At 52.8% G+C, this 23,554-nt stretch carries 19 protein-coding genes and 1 tRNA gene; 19 read left to right on the top strand and 1 reads right to left on the bottom strand.

Annotation, left to right across the window (positions count from 1 at the left end; all coding sequences use genetic code 11):
• Positions 1-34: 34 nt before the first annotated feature.
• The 15 genes from IDM48_RS09075 to IDM48_RS09005 all read left to right on the top strand — a co-directional run bounded on the left by IDM48_RS09075 (position 35) and on the right by IDM48_RS09005 (position 17,309).
• The gene (locus IDM48_RS09075) at positions 35-1,672 is read left to right on the top strand and encodes an ABC transporter ATP-binding protein (protein ID WP_068172886.1); all 1,638 of its coding nucleotides are present in this window, start codon (positions 35-37) and stop codon (positions 1,670-1,672) included.
• The gene (locus IDM48_RS09070; RefSeq protein ID WP_068172884.1) at positions 1,669-2,985 is read left to right on the top strand and encodes an ABC transporter permease; all 1,317 of its coding nucleotides are present in this window, start codon (positions 1,669-1,671) and stop codon (positions 2,983-2,985) included. Before IDM48_RS09075 ends, IDM48_RS09070 begins: the two co-directional genes overlap by 4 nt.
• Positions 2,986-4,269 carry an ABC transporter permease gene (locus IDM48_RS09065; RefSeq protein WP_190617036.1) on the top strand — a complete coding sequence of 428 codons (1,284 nt, stop codon included), beginning with the start codon at positions 2,986-2,988 and terminating at the stop codon, positions 4,267-4,269.
• Between the two features lie 89 nt (positions 4,270-4,358).
• On the top strand, positions 4,359-4,757 hold the full coding sequence (locus IDM48_RS09060) for a cytidine deaminase (RefSeq protein ID WP_190617034.1): 399 nt from the start codon (positions 4,359-4,361) through the stop codon (positions 4,755-4,757).
• 156 nt (positions 4,758-4,913) lie between these two features.
• The gene (locus tag IDM48_RS09055; RefSeq protein ID WP_190617032.1) at positions 4,914-6,224 is read left to right on the top strand and encodes a thymidine phosphorylase; all 1,311 of its coding nucleotides are present in this window, start codon (positions 4,914-4,916) and stop codon (positions 6,222-6,224) included.
• 58 nt (positions 6,225-6,282) lie between these two features.
• Positions 6,283-8,103, top strand: a complete 1,821-nt coding sequence (locus IDM48_RS09050) for a hypothetical protein (RefSeq protein WP_190617031.1) — start codon at positions 6,283-6,285, stop codon at positions 8,101-8,103.
• Between the two features lie 81 nt (positions 8,104-8,184).
• The gene (locus IDM48_RS09045) at positions 8,185-9,387 is read left to right on the top strand and encodes an adenosine deaminase (protein WP_190617029.1); all 1,203 of its coding nucleotides are present in this window, start codon (positions 8,185-8,187) and stop codon (positions 9,385-9,387) included.
• A 59-nt stretch (positions 9,388-9,446) separates the two neighbouring features.
• The gene (mazG, locus tag IDM48_RS09040; RefSeq protein ID WP_190617028.1) at positions 9,447-10,142 is read left to right on the top strand and encodes a nucleoside triphosphate pyrophosphohydrolase; all 696 of its coding nucleotides are present in this window, start codon (positions 9,447-9,449) and stop codon (positions 10,140-10,142) included.
• Between the two features lie 205 nt (positions 10,143-10,347).
• On the top strand, positions 10,348-11,625 hold the full coding sequence (gene eno / locus IDM48_RS09035) for a phosphopyruvate hydratase (protein ID WP_190617026.1): 1,278 nt from the start codon (positions 10,348-10,350) through the stop codon (positions 11,623-11,625).
• Positions 11,626-11,795: 170 nt separating this feature from the next.
• Complete coding sequence (locus tag IDM48_RS09030) at positions 11,796-12,413, top strand: FtsB family cell division protein (RefSeq protein WP_190617025.1); 618 nt, start codon at positions 11,796-11,798, stop codon at positions 12,411-12,413.
• A 71-nt stretch (positions 12,414-12,484) separates the two neighbouring features.
• On the top strand, positions 12,485-13,123 hold the full coding sequence (locus tag IDM48_RS09025) for a DUF501 domain-containing protein (protein ID WP_190617023.1): 639 nt from the start codon (positions 12,485-12,487) through the stop codon (positions 13,121-13,123).
• 33 nt (positions 13,124-13,156) lie between these two features.
• Positions 13,157-14,110, top strand: coding sequence for a Ppx/GppA phosphatase family protein (locus tag IDM48_RS09020; protein ID WP_190617021.1), 954 nt, complete (start codon positions 13,157-13,159; stop codon positions 14,108-14,110).
• A gap of 115 nt (positions 14,111-14,225) precedes the next feature.
• Positions 14,226-15,515: a S8 family peptidase gene (locus IDM48_RS09015; RefSeq protein WP_238397953.1), complete on the top strand. Its 1,290-nt coding sequence runs from the start codon at positions 14,226-14,228 to the stop codon at positions 15,513-15,515.
• Between the two features lie 228 nt (positions 15,516-15,743).
• On the top strand, positions 15,744-17,129 hold the full coding sequence (locus tag IDM48_RS09010) for an NAD(P)/FAD-dependent oxidoreductase (RefSeq protein ID WP_190617018.1): 1,386 nt from the start codon (positions 15,744-15,746) through the stop codon (positions 17,127-17,129).
• Positions 17,130-17,232: 103 nt separating this feature from the next.
• Positions 17,233-17,309: transfer RNA gene (locus tag IDM48_RS09005), tRNA-Leu, on the top strand.
• 101 nt (positions 17,310-17,410) lie between these two features.
• Here IDM48_RS09005 and IDM48_RS09000 read toward each other — a convergent pair.
• Positions 17,411-18,619 (bottom strand): ROK family transcriptional regulator, encoded by a 1,209-nt coding sequence (locus IDM48_RS09000; protein ID WP_190617016.1) that lies wholly within the window; start codon positions 18,617-18,619, stop codon positions 17,411-17,413.
• Between the two features lie 182 nt (positions 18,620-18,801).
• On the opposite strand from IDM48_RS09000, the gene IDM48_RS08995 reads away from it, so the two are divergent.
• The 4 genes from IDM48_RS08995 to ilvA all read left to right on the top strand — a co-directional run bounded on the left by IDM48_RS08995 (position 18,802) and on the right by ilvA (position 23,470).
• Positions 18,802-19,689 (top strand): Cof-type HAD-IIB family hydrolase, encoded by an 888-nt coding sequence (locus IDM48_RS08995; protein ID WP_151146866.1) that lies wholly within the window; start codon positions 18,802-18,804, stop codon positions 19,687-19,689.
• Between the two features lie 120 nt (positions 19,690-19,809).
• Entirely contained in the window at positions 19,810-20,715 is a 906-nt protein-coding gene (locus IDM48_RS08990; protein WP_151146863.1) for a Bax inhibitor-1/YccA family protein, read from the top strand.
• A gap of 171 nt (positions 20,716-20,886) precedes the next feature.
• Positions 20,887-22,140: an AI-2E family transporter gene (locus tag IDM48_RS08985; RefSeq protein ID WP_190617014.1), complete on the top strand. Its 1,254-nt coding sequence runs from the start codon at positions 20,887-20,889 to the stop codon at positions 22,138-22,140.
• Positions 22,141-22,201: 61 nt separating this feature from the next.
• Entirely contained in the window at positions 22,202-23,470 is a 1,269-nt protein-coding gene (gene ilvA / locus IDM48_RS08980; RefSeq protein ID WP_145175560.1) for a threonine ammonia-lyase, read from the top strand.
• Positions 23,471-23,554 lie beyond the last annotated feature (84 nt).

The raw sequence follows: 23,554 nt of genomic DNA, 5'->3' as shown, positions 1-23,554 counted from the left end.
AACACCTCTTCCTGCTGAACAAGAAAGCGCGTCGATGAAACTCGAATTGCGACAGGTCACCAAACGTTTTGGCGATTTTACCGCGAATGACCGCATTGATTTAGTGGTTGAACCTGGAACTGTCCATACCCTCTTGGGTGAAAACGGTGCGGGTAAATCAACCCTGATGAACGTCATCTATGGTCTCTACGAGCCCACTGAAGGCCAGATTTTTATTAATGATCAGCCCGTAAACTTTAAGGGCCCCTCTGATGCGATGGTTGCTGGAATCGGTATGGTGCACCAGCACTTTATGCTCGTTCCCGTATTCACTGTGGCTGAAAATATTGCTCTGGGCGCTGAGGAGACCAGCGGAGGTCGTCTCAACCTTGAAGCAACTCGCAAGAAAATTCGGGAAATTTCTGACCGCTACGGTTTCGCAGTAGACCCTGATGCAATCGTTGAAGATCTCCCCGTCGGCGTCCAGCAGCGAGTGGAGATTATCAAGGCGCTCGTGCGCGACGCCGAGGTCTTGATTTTGGACGAGCCCACGGCTGTACTGACCCCCGCTGAAACAGATCAGTTGCTGGGAATCATGCGTCAGCTACGCCAAGACGGTAAATCTTTGGTGTTCATTTCGCATAAGTTGCGAGAAGTGCGTGAAATTTCAGATGAAATTACCGTTATTCGCCGCGGCAAAGTAGTGGGAAATGCTGATCCCAGCGCATCAACGAACGAGCTCGCCGCACTGATGGTGGGCAAAAACGTCCAGTTGGTCGTTGATAAAGACCAGCCACACCTCACCGACCAAGCTTTCTCGGTTTCAAACCTTAATCTGGTATCAGACCAGGGCGTACCGCTGCTGAAAGACGTTAATTTCACCGTCCGGGGTGGCGAAATCCTTGCGATAGCAGGCGTGCAGGGCAACGGACAGACAGAGCTGACCGAAACCATTATCGGTATGCACCCCAAAGCTACCGGCTCGATGAAGATTAATTCCACCGAACTGCTGGGGCTTAACACCCGTCAAGTTCTTCGCGCTGGCGTGGGATTTGTCCCCGAAGACCGTAGCACCGACGGGCTGGTCGGGTCCTTCTCTATCGCAGAAAACCTCATTCTCGATCTTTTCGATCGCAAAGAATTCTCCTCAGCAGGAACTCTCAACCGCTCTGCCATCGCTCAAAACGCTGACCACGCGGTTCAAGAGTACGACATCCGCGTGGGAAATAAATATGACGCGGCATCAACCCTCTCCGGCGGCAACCAGCAGAAGATTGTGGTCGCTCGTGAACTTACCCGCGATTTGCAACTTTTTGTTGCCTCGCAGCCTACCCGCGGCGTCGACGTCGGCTCTATCGAATTTATACACAAACGCATTGTGGCGGAACGAGATAAGGGTATTCCCGTTATTATCGTCTCCACCGAACTCGATGAGGTTTACGCGCTAGCAGACCGTATCGCAGTCTTTTTCCACGGTGAGTTGATGGGTATTGTTCCCAACGACACTCCCCGTAACGTTTTGGGGCAGATGATGGCTGGGGCAACCTACGAAGAAGCCCGTGAATCTGTACCGGCAACTGACGCGGACTTAGAAACAACCACACCAGAGACAACAGGTTCTGTTCGAGCAGATAAAGCAGAACACACCGCTGATCAGTCCGTACTTCCCTGGGCAGAAGGAGATACCCCATGAGTACAGCAAATTCATCTGTTCCCCTCGATTCTGCGGCATCGGTAGCGCAGAGCGCTACCACCTTAGGAACTGAGAGCCAGCCAACTCCTTCTACCCCCAATCCGCAGATGCAGGAGCACGAAAAGCCTTCGCTATTTACTCGGATTGCCGGTGGCGGTATTGGTCTATCCATTGGTGCAATGGTTGCCGCGTTGGTAGTGGGCGGTTTGCTCATTGCAATTACTGACCCTGCTACCCAAAAAGCCGCAGGTTACTTCTTTGCTCGCCCCATGGACACTCTCTCTGCAGCGTGGAAAGCAGCGTCCGAAGCTTACCTAGCGATGTTCCGCGGTTCCATTTTCAATTATGAAGCAAAATCGTTTACTAAAGCGATTTACCCTTTCATGGAAACTCTTACCGTGGCGACTCCGCTGATTTTGGCTGGCCTGGCGGTTGCAATTGCTTTCCGTACCGGCTTGTTCAACATCGGTGCGCAGGGTCAGATTATTTTGGGCGCTATCGTTTCAACTTACGTTGCGATTACCTGGCAGCTCCCCCTCTTCATTATGCTTCCGCTAATCGTTCTCGGCGGTATCCTCGGTGGCGGTCTCTGGGGCGGTCTGGTGGGCTTGCTGAAAGCAAAAACCGGAGCTCACGAGGTTATCCTTTCGATTATGCTCAACTACATTGCGGTCAATCTTCTGCTCTACTTACTCAAGACCCCGCTTTTGCAGCGCCCCGGTAACACCAACCCTATTTCACCGAGCTTCGAAGATTACGCTATCTTCCCCAAGCTCTTCGGACACAGCTTCCGGCTCAACTGGAGCTTCGTCATTGCAGTGCTGGCAGTTATCTTTGTGTCCTGGTTGATGAATCGCTCCACCATTGGTTTCCGCCTTCGCGCGGTCGGTGCTAACCCCCACGCGGCTAGAACTGCCGGTATCTCGGTAGCATCGGGTTACATTTTGGTGATGGTTATTGCCGGTGCACTGGCTGGTCTTGCCGGTAGCGCGCAGGTGGCAGGCACCGAGCGTGTGCTGACCACCGGCGTCGCGGCATCCTTCGGATTCGACGCCATTACCGTGGCGCTGCTAGGGCGTTCGACCCCGTGGGGTACTTTCTTCGCAGCTTTGCTCTACGGCGCATTCCGCGCCGGCGGTGTCTCCATGCAGGTAGAAACAGGAACTCCAATCGATCTCGTGCTCGTCGTGCAGGCTCTGATTGTTCTCTTCATTGCAGCCCCGCCGCTGGTCCGGTCTATCTTTAGACTTCCCGATCCGTCCAAGCCCAAGAAAAAGAAGGCTTCTTCAAAAGCCGTAGCGGAGGCAAAGTAAATGAGTGCAGCAACTATTGATACTGTGCCTGTGGAAGAAACCGTTGTAGTGAAAAACTGGAAAAACACCATTATTTTTGGTGTACTCGCTCTAGTTGCACTCTTGCTGGTAGCTTTCAAAGCTCCCCACAACGACGTGACATTCCGCCTTTCAGACGGCATCACCTGGGCGAATATTCCCAACCTCACCTTCTCTGCGACCGCTTTCGGCTGGATTGCTATCCTCGTTCTGCTGGCTATCGCAGCGCTTTCAGCGGTACAGATGAACTCGGGCAAGAAACTCGGTAAGGGCCTCACCGCCGTCTTCTGGGTATTCTTTATCCTCTTCATCTTGGTCTGGGCGATTGGCTCCGCTAAGAGCTCTGAAGTTTCGCTGGTCAACCTGCTCTCTGGCGGTCTAGCGCTATCGATTCCTATGATTTTTGGGTCAATGGGCGGTTTGCTGTGTGAGCGTTCAGGTATCGTCAACATCGCTATTGAAGGTCAGCTACTCTTTGGCGCTTTCTCCGCTGTACTGGTAGGTTCAATCACCCATAACCCCTGGGCAGGTCTGCTGGCTGCAATGCTCGGTGGCGTTCTCGTTTCTTTCTTGCTGGCACTGTTCTCCATCAAATACATTGTGGACCAGACCATCGTGGGTGTTGTGGTGAATGTCTTGGTATCCGGTCTGACCGGATTCCTCTTTACTCGCGTGCTCCAGCCCGATGCCCAGAACCTCAACTCGGCTCCTAAACTGCCATCGTTTGAGATTCCTGTACTCTCTCAGATTCCCGTGGTGGGCCCGGTTCTGTTCAACCAGTCGGTGCTTGTGTATCTCATGTACATTGTGGTTGCTCTCATTTGGTTTGCTTTGAACAAGAGCAAATGGGGCTTGCGCACTCGCGCGGTAGGCGAGCATCCCAAGGCAGCAGATACCCTTGGCGTCAACGTCAACCGTTTGCGCTTCACCAACGTTTTGTGGGCAGGCGCGGTTGCCGGTATGGGCGGCGCGTTCTTCACGCTCGTTTCGGTGAGCTCCTTCAACGCCGATATGACGGCGGGCCAAGGCTACATTGCTTTGGCGGCTTTGATTTTTGGTCGCTGGAAGCCCATGGGGGCTCTATTTGCTTCAATCCTCTTCGGATTCTCGCTCCAAATGCAGTTCATCCTGTCTATCCTGGGCACAGCGATTCCGGCAGAGTTCTTGGCAATGCTTCCGTACGTCGTCACTATCTTGGCAGTTGCCGGCGTCGTCGGTCGCTCACGCGGTCCTGCGGCGTCCGGTCAGCCCTACGTCAAGGGCTAATACCTTGATGAAAATAATGCCGCGCTTTCGGAACTCTTCGAAAGCGCGGCTTTTTACTCTCAGTCCTCAACCCGAAAGAGAGAAAACCAATGGCAGATACTCCAAAAATTGACTGGGATGAGCTCACCGCCGTAGCTACTGCAGCTATGAAAAACTCCTACTCTCCCTATTCGAACTATGCAGTGGGCGCAGCAGCACTGACGCAGGACGGGCGAATCGTGAGCGGCTGCAATATCGAGAACGCTTCGTTAGGCATTACCCTCTGCGCAGAGTGCTCGCTCGTTTCTGATTTATTTAGGACGGGCGGAGGCAAACTGGTTGCATTTGCGTGTGTTGACGGCGATGGTCAGGCGCTGATGCCCTGCGGTCGGTGTCGGCAGCTACTCTTCGAGCATGCGGCGCCAGGAATGCTCATTCAGAGTGTGAGCGGCATCCGCACGATTGAGCAGATGCTTCCGGATGCTTTTGGTCCAGAGAAATTAGCTTAGGAGTTTTTCACCGATCTTGTACTTGCTGAGCGGCTTGAAACCTTCTGGATAAACCTCAACCTGCGTTCTGGCACTGCTCCTCAATCTTCCGTACTCTAAAAGAAATGGTCGGGCACTCGATGGATCCGGCGAACGTACAGATAGAGGAGATTACATATGAGTAATCATGAGCCCTTCAGCGCTGTAGAGGTTATTCGAGCTAAGAGAGATCACGAAGTTCTCAGCAACCAACAAATTGACTGGGTTATCGATGCCTATACACGCGGCGTCGTTGCTGATGAACAAATGAGTGCCCTTGCCATGGCAATCTTTCTCAACGGGATGAACCGGGCAGAAATCTCTCGGTGGACTGAGGCGATGATTCGATCTGGCGAGCGCCTAGACTTCTCCTCCCTGGTCGGCCCGGGAAAGAAAATTGCGACCAGTGATAAACATTCCACCGGGGGAGTGGGCGATAAGATTACGCTCCCGTTGGCACCCCTGGTGGCGGTCTATGGGGTAGCGGTTCCCCAGTTGAGCGGCCGGGGGCTGGGTCATACCGGTGGAACCCTCGACAAGCTGGAATCAATTCCCGGGTGGCAGGCGAATCTATCGAATGAGCGCACGATGGAGATTTTGGGAAGTACCGGGGCTGTCATCTGCGCGGCAGGATCGGGGTTGGCTCCTGCGGATAAGAAGCTCTATGCCTTGCGCGACGTTACCTCAACCGTTGAGGCGATTCCGCTGATTGCAAGTTCTATCATGTCCAAGAAAATTGCTGAAGGAACCGGTTCGTTGGTGTTGGATGTGAAGGTGGGCTCTGGCGCGTTTATGAAGGATAGTGAACGTGCGCGGGAGCTTGCGGAAACGATGGTTGCTCTGGGTATGGATGCCGGGGTAAGAACTTCGGCTCTTTTGACCAACATGAATACGCCGTTGGGTTTGGCAGTAGGTAATGCCATTGAGGTGGAGGAATCTGTGGAGGTTCTTGCCGGAGGCGGCCCCGCCGACGTCGTGGAGCTAACCGCAGAGCTTGCCCGTGAAATGCTGGCGGCGTCGGGTGTGGAAGAGGATCCTGCTGAAGCCTTGAAGGACGGTCGGGCAATGGACGTGTGGCGCCGTATGATTACCGATCAGGGTGGGGATCCCGATGCAGCTCTGCCGCAGCCGAAAGAAACTCATACCGTGGTTGCTGAAGAGTCAGGCACCCTCACCGAGTTAGATGCGCTGGCTGTGGGCGTAGCATCTTGGCGTCTAGGTGCTGGCCGAGAACGCAAGGAAGATACGGTTCAAGCGGCAGCAGGAATCAAGTTGCACGTTAAACCCGGAGATCCCGTCGAAAAGGGCCAGTCCTTGCTGACGTTGATGACAGACACCCCGGAACGTTTCGAACGCGCGGTGGAAGCGTTGGACGGCGCCTGGTCAATTGGCGGCGAATTTGTGCCTCAGCCTCTGATTCTGGGTAAGGTCGGTGCACCAGAAAAGTAGTCTTGCCTTATAAGCTTGAAGTTATCGATTGTTCTCAACTCACAGGAAGTGAAAAACTATGGGACTTTTTAGCCGTCGTAAACGAGAGGAACCACAAGAACCGCTGGTATCGGATCGTTCCGACCAGCCCGTTGGTTCCGCAGATGCAGCCCCCACTGCGCAGACCGCTTCAAAGGTATCAGCCCCCTCCCATACTTTGGAGAAGGGTTCTGGTCTCTACGCCGTCGCTCAAATGATGCGCAAAAAAGGCAGTGGTGAGCTGACTTTGGATTTGAAGCAAAATGGTAATGACATGAACCTGACTCTGCATGAGAACGGCCAGGAACTTGAAGAAACTGTGGTTGTTCCAGGCAATGAGTGGTTCGATGGGATTGCTCAGCTGTATGTAGATGAAGAAAAAGGCGCTCGCGGCCCCTTTAACCGTGCTCTGATTGTGCTGGACGGTTCTGAGGACTCAAACGTGCAGGCGTCCTTCTTGAACACCGAGATGGGCACTAGCCATAACTTGCAGTACACGGTTCCTGCAGGCGTTGTGTCTCCTTTCGACGAGCAGGACGAGACCGAACCGGCACAGGATCATTCTCGTTTTGCTGTAGCAGATAAAGAAGAAGAGAAGTCTGCTTTTTCTGCACAGGATCGTTTGAGCCGCGTTTCTCAGCGAATTACTACTGAAGAGGAGCCTCCTGCAGCACAGGAAAGTTTCAAGGCTGTAGCTTTCGGCACCGAGAAAAACGATGTGGAGAACGACGAACACACATCTACGGCTGATTCTTCGGATGCATCTGCGGGCACCACCGAGGATGTCGCGGATGAAGATAACCCGTTCGTCAGCGATGGTGAGCCTGAGGAGAACGCCGGTGCGTTGAATTCCTTGAGCCCTGCTGAAGAGGAAGCAATCTCTGAGGAACTCGAGGAGACCCGTTTCGTTCAAAGTCGCGATGTTATCGATGAGCTGGAGGACCATTCCTCCCAGAACGCCCGCATTGAATCAACTGAACTTGATACGCACAGCGCATCACATGCAGAGAAGGACATTCAGGGATCAGAGCAAACCCGCAATGACCAGCGAAGCTCCTCTGAGGCACCTGCTGTGACCTCAGCCCCCGATATTTCTTTGGCTACTGCCACTATGCCCGACTACGTGGATGATGAGTGGGAAGAAGAGACTGCATCTGAGCAGACGAATCAAGCCCCTCGCACTCACCAGGATAAGAACACTGCTGGCGCTGATGAGAAAACAGTCGCAACTTCTGCAGCAGGTCGATTCACAGTTATGCAGCCACACACTCCTGCCGCTTCGTCATCCTCACAGACTGTTGCTGCTGAGGTCCCTGAGGCTGCCAGCGGAGTGGACGTAGCGCCGTCCTTCTCAGCAACCGGTGGTACTTTCTCCAAGCCGTCCACCACCAATCTTGCCGAAGGCAACCTGGTGTTGACCGAAGCAGAGGTAGTCAACCGACTTGCTGGCGTTCAAAAAGCTCTCTTCGGAGAGAACGGTTCAGCTCGCGATGTCTCTACCGTGCTGATTCGTATTCGAACTCTGGGCTCGTACTACGATGCATTAACCCACGTCCGCCAGGGCGGTTTCTGGGATCAGAAACGAACCTTTGACCTGATTCCCGAAGACGAGCTCAACGTTCTGCAACTCAAAGCTGATTCCTACAAGGAAGGTTTTGGGTCGCCGCTGGCTATGAATATCCGCCTCACCCCCGGCATTCCGCCGCAGGTAAAGTTCGATTACCAGAATGAAGGCGCTTTCGCTAAATACTCTGACGAACTACCCGCTCAGCAGTATGTAGAGGAACTACGGATGTTCCCCCGCACCGGGGCAAACATCCCTGATCACATGAACCGCGCTTTGGCGTCGTGGACTCTCTAAAACATAGATAAGAATGGTCGGGCTATCCTTGAAAGGATAGCCCGACCATTTTTGGTTAACCGGAACGATTAACAGGACGATATGAGCACCTCACCCTCGGCAGATTTCAGCTGGATTCAGACCCTCCCTAAAGTGTGTTTGCACGATCATCTAGATGGGGGACTGCAGACCCAGACCATGATTGAAATCGCGCAGGAAATTGGATACGAACTGCCTGCAACCGATCCCGCTGCCCTCCAAACTTGGTTTGAAGAGGCATCTGATTCGCGCTCGCTGGATCGCTATTTAGAGACGTTCTCCCACACCGTGGCTCTGACTCAACGACCTGAGCATCTGCGTCGTGTAGCTAAAGAGCATGTTTTAACATTGGCGGGTGACGGCGTTGTGTACGGCGAGGTACGGTGGGCACCGGAACTTCATACCGAAGGCGGCATGAACCTGGACGAAGCAATTGAAGCCGTTGCAGACGGTCTGATGGAAGGCATGGAATTCGTTGCCGAACACGGTGGCCGCGTCTTGGTCAACCAACTAGTTTGCGCTATGCGGCAAAATGACCGCTCGCTAGAGGTAGCGCAAGCAGCCGTGCGCCATCGCCGGATTGGGGTGGTAGGTTTTGATCTTGCTGGCCCTGAAGACGGTTTTGACTGCGCATATCATCAGAGCGCTTTGGATTATGTCGCAGAAAATTTCATGCCCGTCACCTTGCATGCTGGTGAGGCAGCGGGAATTGAATCTATTCGTTCGGCGCTCTTGCAGGGTCGTGCTCTGCGTTTAGGTCACGGCGTCCGTATTACCGAAGATTTCTCTTACACCACGGTTGCCGACGTCGATCCGACCGGGGAACTAATGCCGGGCATGAATCCCACTGATCCCATTTTGCAGCTGGGGCAGGTTGCTAGCTGGGTGAAAGACCGCCGTATTACTTTGGAAGTCTGCCCCTGCTCCAATCTGCATACCGACGCCGCTTATGCTGTGCATGAAGGCAAAGTAAGTCAGAGCGAGTTCGCTCGAACTATCAAGGAACATCCGATAACTCTCTTGCGAGATGCTGGTTTCTCGGTGGCAGTGGGACCCGATAACCGCCTGATGAGTGGCACCAGCATGACCCGCGAATTCACTGAACTGGCGCAAAATTTTGGATACGGAGCCAATGAATTTTTTGAGCTGACCATGAACGCAATCGAGGGTGCTTTTATTTCGATGGACGAGAAGCAGATGCTGACGCGTTCGGTGCAAGGTCCCTATCTGAAACTCATCCAGGCGCAATCACAGGGTCAGAGTTAAAAGCACAATACTGAGTGAGTAAAAATTAATGTGCCGTACGTCTACCGGGGAAAGAATTGATGGAAAACCACGAAAAAGTTACTCAGCAGGCCGCTCAGGAGTTTGCCCGTTTGGTGGCGGTGATGGACCGATTGCGCTCAGCCGGTGGCTGCCCCTGGGATGCGGAACAGACCCATGAATCTTTGGTGCGTTACCTCATCGAAGAAGCGTATGAAGTGATCGAAGCAATTGAGGCTCCTCAGGGCGTAAATCGAAATCTGCTTAAAGAAGAACTGGGCGACGTGCTCCTACAGGTAGTTTTTCATGCCCGCATTGCGCAGGAAACGCCGGGGGATGAGCGGTTCACCGTGGTCGATGTGATTCGTGGACTCAACGAAAAGATGGAGAGACGCCACCCGCACGTCTTTGCGGGCGAATCTTCTGACATCGACGACGTCGTGGCTCGCTGGGACGAGCTCAAAAAGCTGGAAAAACCGGAGAGAACGTCGGTGTTCGACGGTATTCCGCCTCATTTGCCCGCTCTATCTTTGGCAGAGAAAACTCTCTCAAAAGCAGACAAAGGTGGGGTGGAACTGCAGGAATCCAAGCAAGCGCCGATGCTGGATGAAGTAAGCAATGAAGAAGAGCTGGGAGCGTTTTTGTTTGTTGCTGTGCAACGAGCACGCGCTCAGGGGCTTGACCCTGAACGCGCGTTGCGAGCCTATACGCGAGGGGTAATCGCTCAAGCTGAAGACGGTCTTTCTGCTTCGGAATAAGGCGGGGTGTGTGGGTATGCGTGGGAAAAAGCTGAATTGAAGGAAAGAAAATCCCGATTTAGTCGGATGGAATCACTGCGAACCTGTGTGCTTATGTGGGTTTTTTGCTAAAATAAGAAGTGGAAGAGGCTCTCGTGGTTTTTGACAACACTTGCTACGGGTTAACCAATAGCCAATCTTTGTAAGCTTCTAAGGAGCGTTTATTATGTCTGAAATTATCTCAGTACATGCACGTCAGATTCTTGATTCACGAGGCAACCCCACTGTTGAGGTAGAGGTTCTTCTGGATGACGGTTCTTTGGGAATCGCAGCTGTACCCTCCGGCGCATCCACCGGTGAATGGGAAGCCGTAGAGCGCCGCGATGGCGACAAGAAAGTTTACCAGGGCAAGAGCGTCGAAGGCGCAGTTCAGTCTGTGATTGAAGAGATTGCTGAAGAAATTATCGGCATCGACGCTATCGATCAGCGCCTGGTTGACAGCACCATGATTAAGCTCGACGGCACCAACAACAAGGGCAAGCTCGGCGCAAACGCTATCCTCGGTGTTTCCCTGGCAACCGCAAAGGCAGCAGCCGAAGCATCTGCACTGCCCCTGTACCGTTACCTCGGTGGTCCCAACGCACACGTACTTCCTGTACCTATGATGAACATCCTCAACGGTGGCTCACACGCTGATTCCAACGTTGACATCCAGGAGTTCATGATTGCTCCTATCGGTTTCGACACCTACTCTGAGGCTCTTCGCGCAGGCGTTGAGGTTTACCACAACCTCAAGTCAGTTCTTCACGACCGCGGTCTAGCAACCGGTTTGGGCGACGAAGGCGGCTTCGCTCCTAACCTCGAATCCAACGCCGCAGCTCTTGACCTCATCGTTGAAGCAATCGAGAAGGCTGGCTACAAGCCCGGTGAGCAGATTGCTTTGGCTCTCGACGTCGCATCCTCAGAATTTTTCAAGGACGGCGCATACGAGTTCGAAGGTCAGAAGAAGACCGCAGACGAAATGTCTAAGTACTACGCTGATTTGGTAGCTAAGTACCCCCTCGTTTCCATTGAGGATCCCCTGGATGAGAACGATTGGGACGGATACAAGACCCTCACCGATTCCATCGGTGACAAGGTCCAGATTGTTGGCGACGACTTCTTCGTTACCAACCCCGAGCGTCTTGCAAAGGGCATCGAAATGGGCGCAGCTAACGCTCTCCTTGTGAAGGTAAACCAGATTGGTTCACTGACCGAGACCCTCGACGCTATGGAAATGGCTCAGCGCCACGATTACCGTTGCATGGTTTCCCACCGTTCAGGTGAGACCGAGGACGTCACCATTGCTGACCTTGCTGTTGCAACCAACGCAGGTCAGATCAAGACCGGTGCTCCTGCCCGCTCCGAGCGCGTTGCTAAGTACAACCAGCTTCTTCGTATTGAAGAGGAACTGGGCGATGCCGCAACTTACGCAGGTAAGTCTGCATTCCCCCGCTTCAAGTAAGCGAAACTTTCACGATCATCTCGTGAGATAACAGATGTGCCCTCGGCTTGATACAGTCGAGGGCACTGCTGTATCCAGCGCAGGTTCAGTTCTAACGGGTAGAATTTCAAGAAGCACCTAGTTTTTCACAAGAGGTGCCTTATCAAAGCGGAGTAAGGGGTACAACCACGGTGGCTCAGAAGAAGAAACGACGCGGACGCTCGTTAGCGAGTTTTTTTGGTACCGGAAGTAAGCCCGTCGATACCACAGGCGGCACTCCTGTTGCAGCTCATGCCTTTTCAGGGCGCTTTCTCATCGCGATGGTTGTTCTCTTCGTCATTATTTTGACCACTTACGCCTCGGTTTCTACGTTTTTCCGGCAACAGGCTGAGATTAATCAGGTCAAAGACCATATTTCCCAACTCCAAGCAGAGAATTCTGATTTGAAGACTCAGCTGAGCTGGTGGAAAGATGACAATTACGTCAAACAACAGGCGAAAAGCCGCCTCTACTACGTCAGCGAGGGAGAGACTCCCTACCTGGTGGTGGGCACCGACTTTACATCCAGTCTTGCAGACGACACCTCGGCTCAAGCACAAACTGCGCCCGAGGACTCCTGGGCTAATGGGCTGTGGAATTCGTTCCAGTCTGCTGCATTAGACGGCGAGAAGAGCGAGAATACGACGGTCGATCCGTCGTCGAGCACCACCACTGCACCAGATCAGCCTGCTGCCTCTGCGAGCGCCTCTGCTGACTCAATTACCAGTACCTCAACACCCGCGGCTACGACTTCAGCATCTACCCCGTAGTAATCTTTACTTTCTAACGATTTATCCCATTTCTCAGCACTGGAAGGTGCTGAATACATTTCAAGGAAATGATGAGCACCGAACACACTAGTACTTCGCAGAAAAATTCGTCTGCGGCAGCCCTCTCTACCTCGGATACCGGTTCTCCCGGTGGGTTTGGAGTGACTGCAGAAACTCTGGCTCCCAGCGCGCTTGATATTCACGTGCTATCGCAAGAATTAGGTCGGCAGGTACGCGACGTCGCAGAAATCCCCGCCCGTTGCGTTTGCGGAAATCCGCTGGTGGCGGCAACTGCACCGCGCCTTTCCAATGGCTCGCCTTTTCCTACCGTGTTTTACCTTGCTCACCCCGTCATTACAGCGGCAGCTAGCCGCTTTGAGGCAGAGGGCAAGATGTATGAGATGACTGATCGCATTGCAGAGGATCCAGAAATCGCCCAGCAGTATCAGGCGGCGCACGAAAATTACATTGCCGAGCGTGAGCGTATTCGCCTCCAGACTGGAACCGAAGAAGTCCCTGAGATTGACGGTATTTCAGCCGGTGGCATGCCCACCCGCGTGAAGTGCTTGCACGCCGTATTAGGGCACACCCTTTCTGTGGGTCGCGGCATCAATCCTTTTGGCGATGAAACCCTTGATTTGATTGCTGAGTATTGGACACCCGAGCAATGCGCTTGTGATCCCGCCTGGCGCGAATCATTTGAGGGCTAAAAACTACCGGCTGACAACGAAAGAGGTACTACGGTGCGTATCGGTGCCATTGACTGCGGAACTAACTCCATTCGATTACTCATTGCCGAGGTGGAGCAGACTGAAAACGGCCCTCAGCTCGTCGATTTAGAACGAATCATGAAGATTGTTCGGCTGGGCGAAGGCGTGGATGCCACCGGAAAATTCGCAGAGGCTGCGCTCCAACGTACTTTTGCTGTTGCTCGTGAATACGCGGAAATACTGGCTCGGTATGATGTGCAGAGCCTGCGCTTTGGCGCAACTAGCGCCACTCGCGACGCCCAGAATCGGCAAATTTTTATCGAGGGTATTGAAGAAATACTGGGAGTACGCCCCGAAGTCATTGCCGGAGAAGAAGAGGCAGCTCTTTCGTTTGCCGGTGCGGCGTCGGCGGTTAATAACTCGGATCAGCGCACCGTTGTGGTCGATTTGGGTGGCGGTTCTACCGAATTTGTATTGGGAAACCAACAGGGGATTGTAGCGGCGCGTTCGCTGAACATCGGATGCGTGCGGCTTACCGAACGTTATGCGGCGTCCTCGCCTCTGACGGTGGAACAGCGGGAGCAAATTCTCCTCGATGTCGATCGTGCAATTGATGAAGCCGCAGAGACAATTGACTTCTATTCGGCTGAGCGGCTAATTGGCGTGGCGGGAACCGCCACCACAGTGACCGCCCATGCCCTCAATCTTGATACTTATGATTCACAGGCAATCAACGCCACCTACCTGCCGGTTAAAGAAATTGAAAAAGCAGCGCGTTCGCTCTACTCCATGGATAGGGAACAACGCGCGGCTCTGGGGTTTATGCATGAGGGCCGCATCGACGTTATCGGCACCGGTGCGCTTATCTGGGCACGTATCGTTGAACGCCTCTCGCAGCTCAGCGGGGGAAAAATTGACGGTGCCATCGCCAGCGAATTCGATATTTTAGATGGCCTGGTGCTCTCTCAAATAGATTCAACCCGCTAATCTCTCGACGCGTCCCCCCATGTTTGATTCATTTCCCCGAAGCCACCGAACGTTACCTGCCCTTTTAGCTACGGCGGGGCTCACCTGCGCGCTCAGTCTGTCAGGTACAAGTGCAGTGCTTGCTGTACCTACTCCTTCAGCGCCGCCTTCTTACCTGCCTTCGATTCCAGCTATTGACACTCCGCCGGGAGATTCGATTCGTGCACGCGAATACTGGCTGACTGACTATGGTTTCGATGACGCGTGGAAAGAAAGCACCGGTGAAGGTGTCACGGTAGCGGTCATTGATACAGGGGTAGACGCCACCCATCAAGATTTGAAAAACAACGTGGTAAAAGGGTGGGACGCCTCCGATAAAGGTGACGACGACGGCGGCGAAGGTCTAGGTGTAGAACCGGAGCACGGGACGCTGGTGGCCTCAATGATTGCAGGGCACGGGCACGACGACGGCATAACTGTTGGGGATTCCTCCTGGCCCGGGAAGCCGGCAGGGATGTTGGGCGTGGCGCCCGACGCTAAAATCATGCCTATTTCGCTTGAAATTGGAACGGTGGGGGAGAACCACAAGTCGATTGACGAGCAGATTCCTCAGGCAGTGAAATATGCGGTCGATCATCATGCCAATATTATTAACCTCTCGGTGGGGTCTAATAACACCTCCTGGCCGCAGTCATGGGACGAGGCATTCGCTTATGCTGAAGAAAAAGGAGTGCTCATCGTAGCTTCTTCGGGCAACCGGGGTTCGGGCGTGACCCAGGTGGGTGCCCCTGCCACTATCCCCGGTGTGCTCACCGTCGGAGGTGTGGACGCGCGGAGGAAAGATTCGTGGTCTTCCTCCTCGCAAGGTATTTCCATTGCAGTTGCTGCGCCCAGTGAAAACTTGATGGGGGCAATACCCGGAGATAACTACGCGGTGTGGTCTGGTACATCGGGAGCAGCCCCTCTCGTGACCGGGTTAGCAGCTCTTATTAAAGCTAAGTACCCGAACCTGACTTCCCATCAAATTATTCAGCGCATTATTGAATCTGCCGATGACGGGGGCGAACCCGGGCGTGACCCCATCTATGGATTTGGAATTATCAACCCCTCTAAGGCGCTAGGGGAGGACGTTTCCGACAATGCATCGCAGAATCCTCTGGGTTCTGTTAAAGAATGGATTGCTGTACATCGCAAAACGGAAAACCAGGAAGTTGCCGATGCCTCTGCCACGCCAACACCTGTCCACCAAAAAGGCGAGCAGGTGCACGACGTTGCTGCCCCTACCCCCTCACGCCCGGCTGAAGACTCGGGGATTCTCCCGTTTATTGTGCTCGGAGGCTTTGCTTTCTGGGTAGTTATTATCACTGCAGGAACGGTTCAGTGGCTCAAGGGCGGCAAAAATCGCGAGCCACGAAGCATAAAGTAAGAATATGTTGTGAAGTAAGGTTATCTTTCAGCTAAATCTGTGCCGCTCTTCCGCGGTGCAAATGTTATTTGTTGCTTTAAGATGGCAAGATAGCCTATGAGCAAATGTACTCATCTGCCCGAGTACACCACTATCTAAAAGGTGTTATTTTTAAAGTAAATATTTTCGGCGCAGACTATGGTATGTGCTGTCTAAAGCACCACCTAGAAGACAAGGAAGAAGCATAATATGGCATTCACCAAATTGGCTCAGGATCGTCCTCGCGTACTTATCGTAGGCGGCGGTTACGTGGGCTTCACCGTGGCACAGAAGATTCAGAAAGCTGTGAAAGAAACCGGCGGCGTTGTTACCATCGTTGAGCCTAACCCCTACATGACCTACCAGCCCTTCCTTCCCGAAGTTGCAGCAGGTTCCATAGAAGGACGCAACGCTACCGTTCCTTTGCGCCAGCACCTGCGCGACACCGAAATCGTTGGTGGACGTATCACCAAGATTAACCACGCTACCAAGACCGCTACCGTTGAGCCTATCGACGCTGGCGAAGCTTTTGACATTACCTATGACGAGATTGTTTTGGGCGCAGGCGCTGTAACCCGCGCGTTCCCCATCCCCGGTCTTGCTGAAGTAGCTATTGGCATGAAGAGCGTTGAAGAAGCTGTTGCTGTACGCAACTGGGTTCTTGAGCGTATCGAAGTTGCTTCTTTGGAAGAGAACGAAGACGCTCGCCGTCGTGCGTTGACCTTCGTTATTGTCGGTGGCGGTTTCGCAGGGATTGAAACCATTGCTGAACTCGAAGATATGGCCCGTGAAGCTGTTAAGCGTAACGATCGTCTGCGCGTTTCAGATTTGCGTTTTGTATTGGTTGAAGCTGCTCCTCGCATTATGCCTGAGGTTCCTGCTGACCGTGCAGAGAAGGTTGTTGCTGAACTTCGTGCCCGCGGCATCGAGGTTCTGTTGAATACCTCTCTTGCAGACGCAACTGATGGCCACTTGGCGCTCATCAACATGGGTGATAAGTCCCCTGCCGGTGAACTCGACACCGATACTTTGATTTGGACTGCAGGCGTTGCCGCTTCACCCATGCTCAAAGACACTGATTTCCCCATCGACGAGCGCGGTCGCGTTCGCGTAGGCGCAGATTTGCGTGTTACCGGCGATAATGGTGTTATCGAAGGCGCATGGGCTGCTGGCGATAACGCTGCTGTTCCTGACCTCTCCGGTGGCGGCGTTGGCGGCTTCTGCGTACCTAACGCGCAGCACGCCTCACGTCAGGCAGTTAAGCTTGCTGAAAACCTCTTGGCAGCTCGCCGCGGCGAGTCCTTGACCGACTACTACCACGAGAACATGGGTGCAGTAGCAGGCCTGGGCTCCTGGAAGGGCGTTGCAAACATCAAGGGCAAGAGCATCAGCGGTCCTCTTGCATGGTTGATGCACCGCGGTTACCACGGCATGGCTATCCCCACCACCGAGCGTACCGCTCGCGTGGTTGCTGGCTGGGCTATGAACCAGATCTTCGGTCGCGACACCACTTCGATTCGTCACCAGCGTTCACCCCGCCGCGCATTCCAAACTGCTACCGGTACCGCTCCTGAAAAGTCAAAGGCACGTCTCTAATCGAGACGCCTTCTTACGGCGGAATATAACGTATTCCGAATTTTCTGGTATAAATAACTAGATAGTTTTCTGTGCCTACCGTTTTGGCGGTAGGCACAGCTCAGCTCCCATAGCCCAATTGGCAGAGGCAGAGGACTTAAAATCCTTGTGTTCTGGGTTCGAGTCCCAGTGGGAGCACCATGATTTCAGCCTGCAGCAGAGGCAGAGATAAAAAGCGCACCGGCTCTCATGAGCCGGTGCGCTTTTGCATATGAAACAGGTATGAGGAGAGAGATTAGTCTCTACTTGTACTCATTTGCTGGAGCGCTGATTCCAAAGTTGATGGGTCGATGGGGATAAAGCAATCCCAGTTCATGGGGATTAGCAAGCCCCAAACGTACCATCGCGAGCAGATGAGAGCCTTCACGAACACCATCACGGATAGCGCGCGCACCGTCCTCACTGACAATGATGTTGAGATCGTGCCAGGGGTATTTTTTGCTGATGAGCTCGGTGAGCAGGCTCAAGAACGCCTTATTTTCGACGGCGGGGCCGGTCAATAGAAGCGCCGAGGGGTCTGTAATAATTGCTGCGTTGACGATGCTCTCTGCAAGGCTCATGAGGTAGAGCTGGGAACTTTCGGATTCCGGATCAGCCACAATGAGTTCAGCGGTTTTCTCGAAATTGAGGTAGCCGCCGTCGTCTCGGATAAAGCTGTGCTCATCGACCACTCCGAGATGTTGCAGGCGCTGCCGCAAACTCTTGTTTTCTGCAGTAACTAAGTGGATGAGGCCGTTGCGCCCCGATACTCCTCGATAGAGGCGACCGTTGATGGCAAGAGCTGCAGAGATTCCTTCGTTCAGATGAATACCCAGCACTACGGGGACGTGTTGGGCAATACCTTCACGAGTTTCATTCAGTAAAACCCAGTTGATGCGGTCGTCAACCATAACAGGGCAATTGAAACGTTCGGTGAGGTAACTATAGAAATCTAGAGGTTGATCGTGGTGCCCCATGTCGGGGATATTCCCCAACTGCTGGGTATTGGGATTGACAGGGGAGACCACTGCCACAGTCGCGGCAAGTACCGGAAGGGAAATGTCTTTGACCAGCTCATCAATCAGGGTTTCCAAAGCATGCTGGATGACCTCACTACTTTCCCAGTAGGTAGATACTGATGCTTCGGAAAGTTGCTCACCGCGAAGATTGTAGAGAGCGGCACTCAAGCGATCAATCTCGGCAATAACGGTGAGGAGACATCCCAAGGACTCTGAAAGGTCGTAGAGTCCTGGTACTCTACCGCGCTTGCCAGAGGCTCCGGCATCCTTTGCCAACGCCTTGATGTAGCCGCGCTCCAACAGACGCGAAGCAGCCTCAGAGGCAGTGGGGCGGGAAAGATTGTGCTCAGCTGCTATTTTTGCACGAGAACTAGGGCCATTCTCCATAATGTACTTGAAGAAAAGCCTGTCCGAAGTTGGTGCTGGAGATGATGCGCTCGGCTCATAACTCATGAGAAATCCTCTATATATGCGTGTGATATTACTCAGCCTAGCCTTACTGAGCCCTCAAAAGAGATATTGAAATCCATAAATGTGTTGAAAGCAAGTTGATATCTGTTTAAACCGTGCATATTGATGAGCTTTCAAGGTAGGTTTGGATGTAAGCTCAGACACTACTCAGGTTGGGAGAAACCTTGACGCTCAAACTTATTGCCACCGATATGGACGGAACGCTACTCACCGATGCCGAGAAGACATTCGACCATGAATATTTTGGCCGGTTACTAACGCGCATGGAAAAACTCGACGTTAAGTTCGTGGTGGCTAGCGGTAACCAGTTTCCCAAGCTATTGCAGTACATGCAAGACTTTTTGGGCAGGAACATCCTCTATGTGGCTGAAAACGGAGGCTACATAGCGCGAGAAGATAGAGATATCCTCATTTCTGCTTTTTCCCCCGAGACAGTTGCTGCTGTGGTTAAAGTTTTGGATCAGTTTCCCGATCTCGGTTTTATCATTTCCGCCCATGAGGGAGCTTTTCTGATTCGTGACCGCGCAGAACCCATCACCCGCATTGTGCGTGAACACATGGAGTTCTTAGGTGCCGAAGTACCCCGAGAATTGGACTACATCAGCTTTATCAATCGTTTCTATCCTGGCACTCAGGTGATTGAGAGCTTGGATGAGATGGGAGATGCATCGGTGGTTAAGTTCGCGTTGCAAACTCACCGGCGGGATATTGAGAACATCTTGAAGCAACTGGTGGATCTGTTGCCCTCTAGCGTTGTTCCTGTAGCCAGCGGTTTCGGCGCGATAGATTTGGTCTCACGTGGCGTGAATAAGGGTTCTGCTCTCAAATGGGTGGGGCAGGAGCTGGGCATTAAACCCGAAGAAATGATTGCCTTTGGCGATAATTCCAATGACCTTGAGATGTTGCAGTATGTAGGGGAGGGGATCGCCGTAGAAAACGCTGCCCCCCATGTAAAGGCTGTTGCCGACACCGTTATTGGCACGAACGAGGACGGCGCGGTACTGAAATATATCGAGGTCAAGCTCGACCAATTAGAGAGCGCCCAGCAGTAATTATTGAAAGTGAACACTGGCTGGGAATTGTTCACCAGCAGGTAAACCCTCTCGATTTGTAGGTACATTTGGGATAACATTTCATAAAATCACTGAAACTATAGAGGAGTACTGAGAGCCTTGGCTGGCAATCCCCTTATTCAATCCATGACTAATTCGCAGAAGCAAGATTCGCGCTTTGGTCGCTTCGGTGCCGATAGCGCTACTGCTGGACAAAATTATTCTGCACAACCTCACGGCTACGGTACCGGCTACGCACAACCCCAGTACGGTCAGAACCAGTATGCTCAGGGTCAATATGCTCAGCCCACTGCTGAGGATTTGAACTCGATGTATCGAGCTCCTTCGGCAGGACCTGCTGACACCAATCGGTTGACGATTAACGACGTCATCGTCAAGACCGGTTTGAACCTCGGCTTGGTCATAGTGGGCGCTGCCCTGGGTTGGTTTATGCCCATTTTGATGTTTGTAGGTGTTTTCGGTGGTCTCATTCTTGGTCTGGTGAACTCCTTTAAGAAAAAGGTTTCGCCCGCTTTGGTGATGGGTTACTCCCTTCTCGAAGGTATGGCGCTGGGCGGTATTTCGGTCTTCTTCGAGTCCGTATACCCCGGCATTGTGGGGCAAGCTGTTCTAGGTACCCTCATCGTTTTTGCTACCATGCTGGCGCTTTTCCGCTCGGGTAAGGTACGCGCATCATCCAAGGTCACCAAGGTGTTCTTGGGCGCGATGATTGCATACTTCGTGTTCTGCATGATTAACTTGGGCTCTGCAATTTTCTTCCAAACTAATATGCGCGATTTCGAGCTCTTTGGAATTCCACTGGGTCTTATTGTTGGTCTGTTAGCTATCCTGATGGGTGCTTACTCGCTGGTCCTGGACTTCACCAACGTAAACGAAGCTGTCCAATACGGTGCTCCAGAGCGCGAATCATGGCGCCTAGCATTCGGACTGGTCGTCACTTTGGTCTGGCTCTACATCGAAATTCTGCGCGTAATCTATTACGCCCGCTCATTAGCTGATGACTAATCCTAAGAGTCCTTAAAGCTCTAGAGAAGACGCGCACATCATAATGATGTGCGCGTTTTTCTCATGTTGCAGAGATATTCCATCCCCTACTATAGATAAATAAGGGGGCTTCTTTATTGAGTAAATTGATTCAGCATATCTGCCCTCTCCATCGATGAAATGAATATGAATATGAATGAAAATCTAGAGCTTGATAGTCGGGATATACGAGGTGGAAGTAGCGCTCGTACAGCCGGCGCCTACATTCCTTTTGCGCTATCCACCGCAGCAGAATGGGCTTGGCGTCTGATTGTCGTGGGAATTGCCGGTTATGCCATTTTTACTGCTCTCTCTAAGGTGAGCCTGATTGTAATATCTTTGGCAGTAGCGGTTTTGCTAGCTGCTCTCATTGTTCCCGTCGTGTATTTTTTGCGACGCCATAAAATCCGTGCAGGTCTTGCCACCGCTATCGCCGAGCTCGGGCTGATTATCGGTGTCATTCTTCTGCTGACCTTGGTCGGACAGCAACTGACCAGCGGTTTTTCCTCTCTGTCTACTCAGGTGGTAGAAGGATATAACCAGCTCATGGCGTCCTTGCAGAACCTACCGTTTAACTTTGGTGCAGAACAGATAGACAGCTATATCTCGCAGTTTGCGAACTGGTTGAAAGAGAATTCTTCTACCGTTCTATCGGGTGTGGCTTCAGTAGGATCTACCGCTGCTGATTTCGGTACCGGCTTGATTATCTGCCTCTTTGCCCTGATCTTCTTCTTGATGGAGGGCGAGCGGATCTGGCTCTTCCTCGTCGGTCTATTCCCCAAAGCAGCTCGCCGTCCCCTCAATGGTGCAGGACGCCGTGGGTGGAAGTCGCTTGTGAGCTACGTACACATGCAGGTTCTGGTTGCTTTTATCGACGCCGTAGGTATCGGACTTTCTGCATTCTTCTTGGGCGTTCCTTTTGCACTACCCGTTGCCGTCTTAGTCTTTATCGGCTCATTTATTCCTATGGTGGGTGCTGTTGTGACCGGTGTGGTAGCAGTATTGCTTGCCCTGGTAGCAAACGGTCTGGTGAATGCTTTGCTCATGCTGCTGATGGTGATTATCGTTCAGCAGATTGAGGGGCACATCCTTCAGCCGCTGGTCATGGGTAAAGCTGTTTCGCTTCACCCGCTTGCTGTGTTCTTGGGTGTAGCTGGTGGATCCTTGCTCTTTGGTATTGCCGGTGCTCTGTTCGCCGTACCTATCTTGGCTGTCATCAACACCGTGATTCGCTACCTCGCTCATCGGGAATGGGAAGATGACTCTTCGATTCGCTCCGAACCTTTCCTCTTTGAACACGAAATTGAACGCCAGAAGAAGAAAGACATTGCCCAGATGGTCAGAGAACGTCTAGAAGCTTTGAGAAAAGACGGCCACGATAAAGACGTTTCATCCATTGGAATCTAATCCCTTCTGCAGGGTGACTGGGTACTATGCTTAGTTCACGTTGAAGATATGTATCCACCAGATGAAGGAACCCACCGTGGCGTATTCTGCACTTGAATTACCGGTAACTCTCGATGACGTTCAACAGGCTGCCGAACTTCTTGAATCGGTGATTGAGCTGACGCCGGTGGAACACTCGAGGGCCCTCACAAACGCGTTGGGCTCCGAGGTTTACCTCAAATGTGAGAATCTGCAACGGTCAGGTTCCTTCAAGGTGCGTGGAGCCTACGTTCGTATGGCTAAGCTCTCCGCCGAGCAAAAAGCTTACGGCGTAGTTGCCGCCTCGGCTGGTAACCACGCACAAGGGGTTGCTCTAGCTGCTGAACAACTTGGTATTAAGGCACGCATTTACATGCCATTGGGCGCGGCTCTGCCCAAGATCGCAGCTACGAAGTCCCGTGGCGCTGAGGTTATTCTGCACGGCGCTACGGTCGATGAGGCGCTCGCCGAAGCAAAGAGGTATGCCGAAGAAACCGGCGCCGTCTTCGTACATCCCTTTGATAACGCGGATATTATCGCTGGTCAGGGAACGATCGGTCTGGAAATTCTTGAACAGGTTCCCGACGTCGAAACCATCATTGTTGGAGTCGGCGGTGGAGGGCTTCTGGCAGGAATTTCGGTCACGGTTCGGGCGCTCGAAGAAAAGCTGGGGCGAAAAATCCGAATCATCGGCGTGCAGGCAGAACATGCCGCCGCGTACCCGCCGTCGCTGGCTGCCGACGCTTTAGTACCGCTGAAAAAAGTCTCCACTATCGCAGACGGCATTGCCGTTGGTCGACCGGGGCAGATGCCCTTTGACATCATTAAAGAGCTCGTAGACGATGTCCATACGGTCTCTGAAGACGATATTGCGCGTGCATTGATTTTCTTGATGGAGCGCAACAAACTGGTGGTCGAACCAGCCGGATCAGTGCCGGTGGCAGCGGTCATGGATCGTGAAATCGAGAAAAAATACGGGAATCTAGGCACAACCGTCTGCCTGCTCTCGGGCGGAAATATTGACCCGATGCTGATGCTCAAAGTCATCCAGCGCGGTCTTTCAGCTGCCGGGCGCTATCTCACCATCAAAATGATGCTACAAGATCGCCCCGGTGAGTTGACCACTATTTCCTCCATCATCTCCTCGCTGGATGCCAACGTCACCGGCGTTGACCATACCCGCGTGGGCGGTGCGCTATCCATGGGTGATGTCTCTATCACCATTGACATGGAAACCAAAGGAAATGAGCACTGCGAAGAAGTTCTCTCAGCATTAACCGATGCAGGCTACCAACCTATCGTGGTGTATTAAAAAATTCTGAGGGATTAGTAAAGCCCGGCTGAGTGAAAACTCAGCCGGGCTTTATTCGTTCAGCGCGCTTTGAGGGTTTTCTAC

The sequence above is a fragment of the Rothia amarae genome (assembly GCF_014705945.2).
Lineage (GTDB): Bacteria > Actinomycetota > Actinomycetes > Actinomycetales > Micrococcaceae > Rothia > Rothia amarae.
The sequence above is the reverse complement of the archived record's forward strand: the minus strand, read 5'-3'. Positions and strand labels throughout refer to the sequence as shown.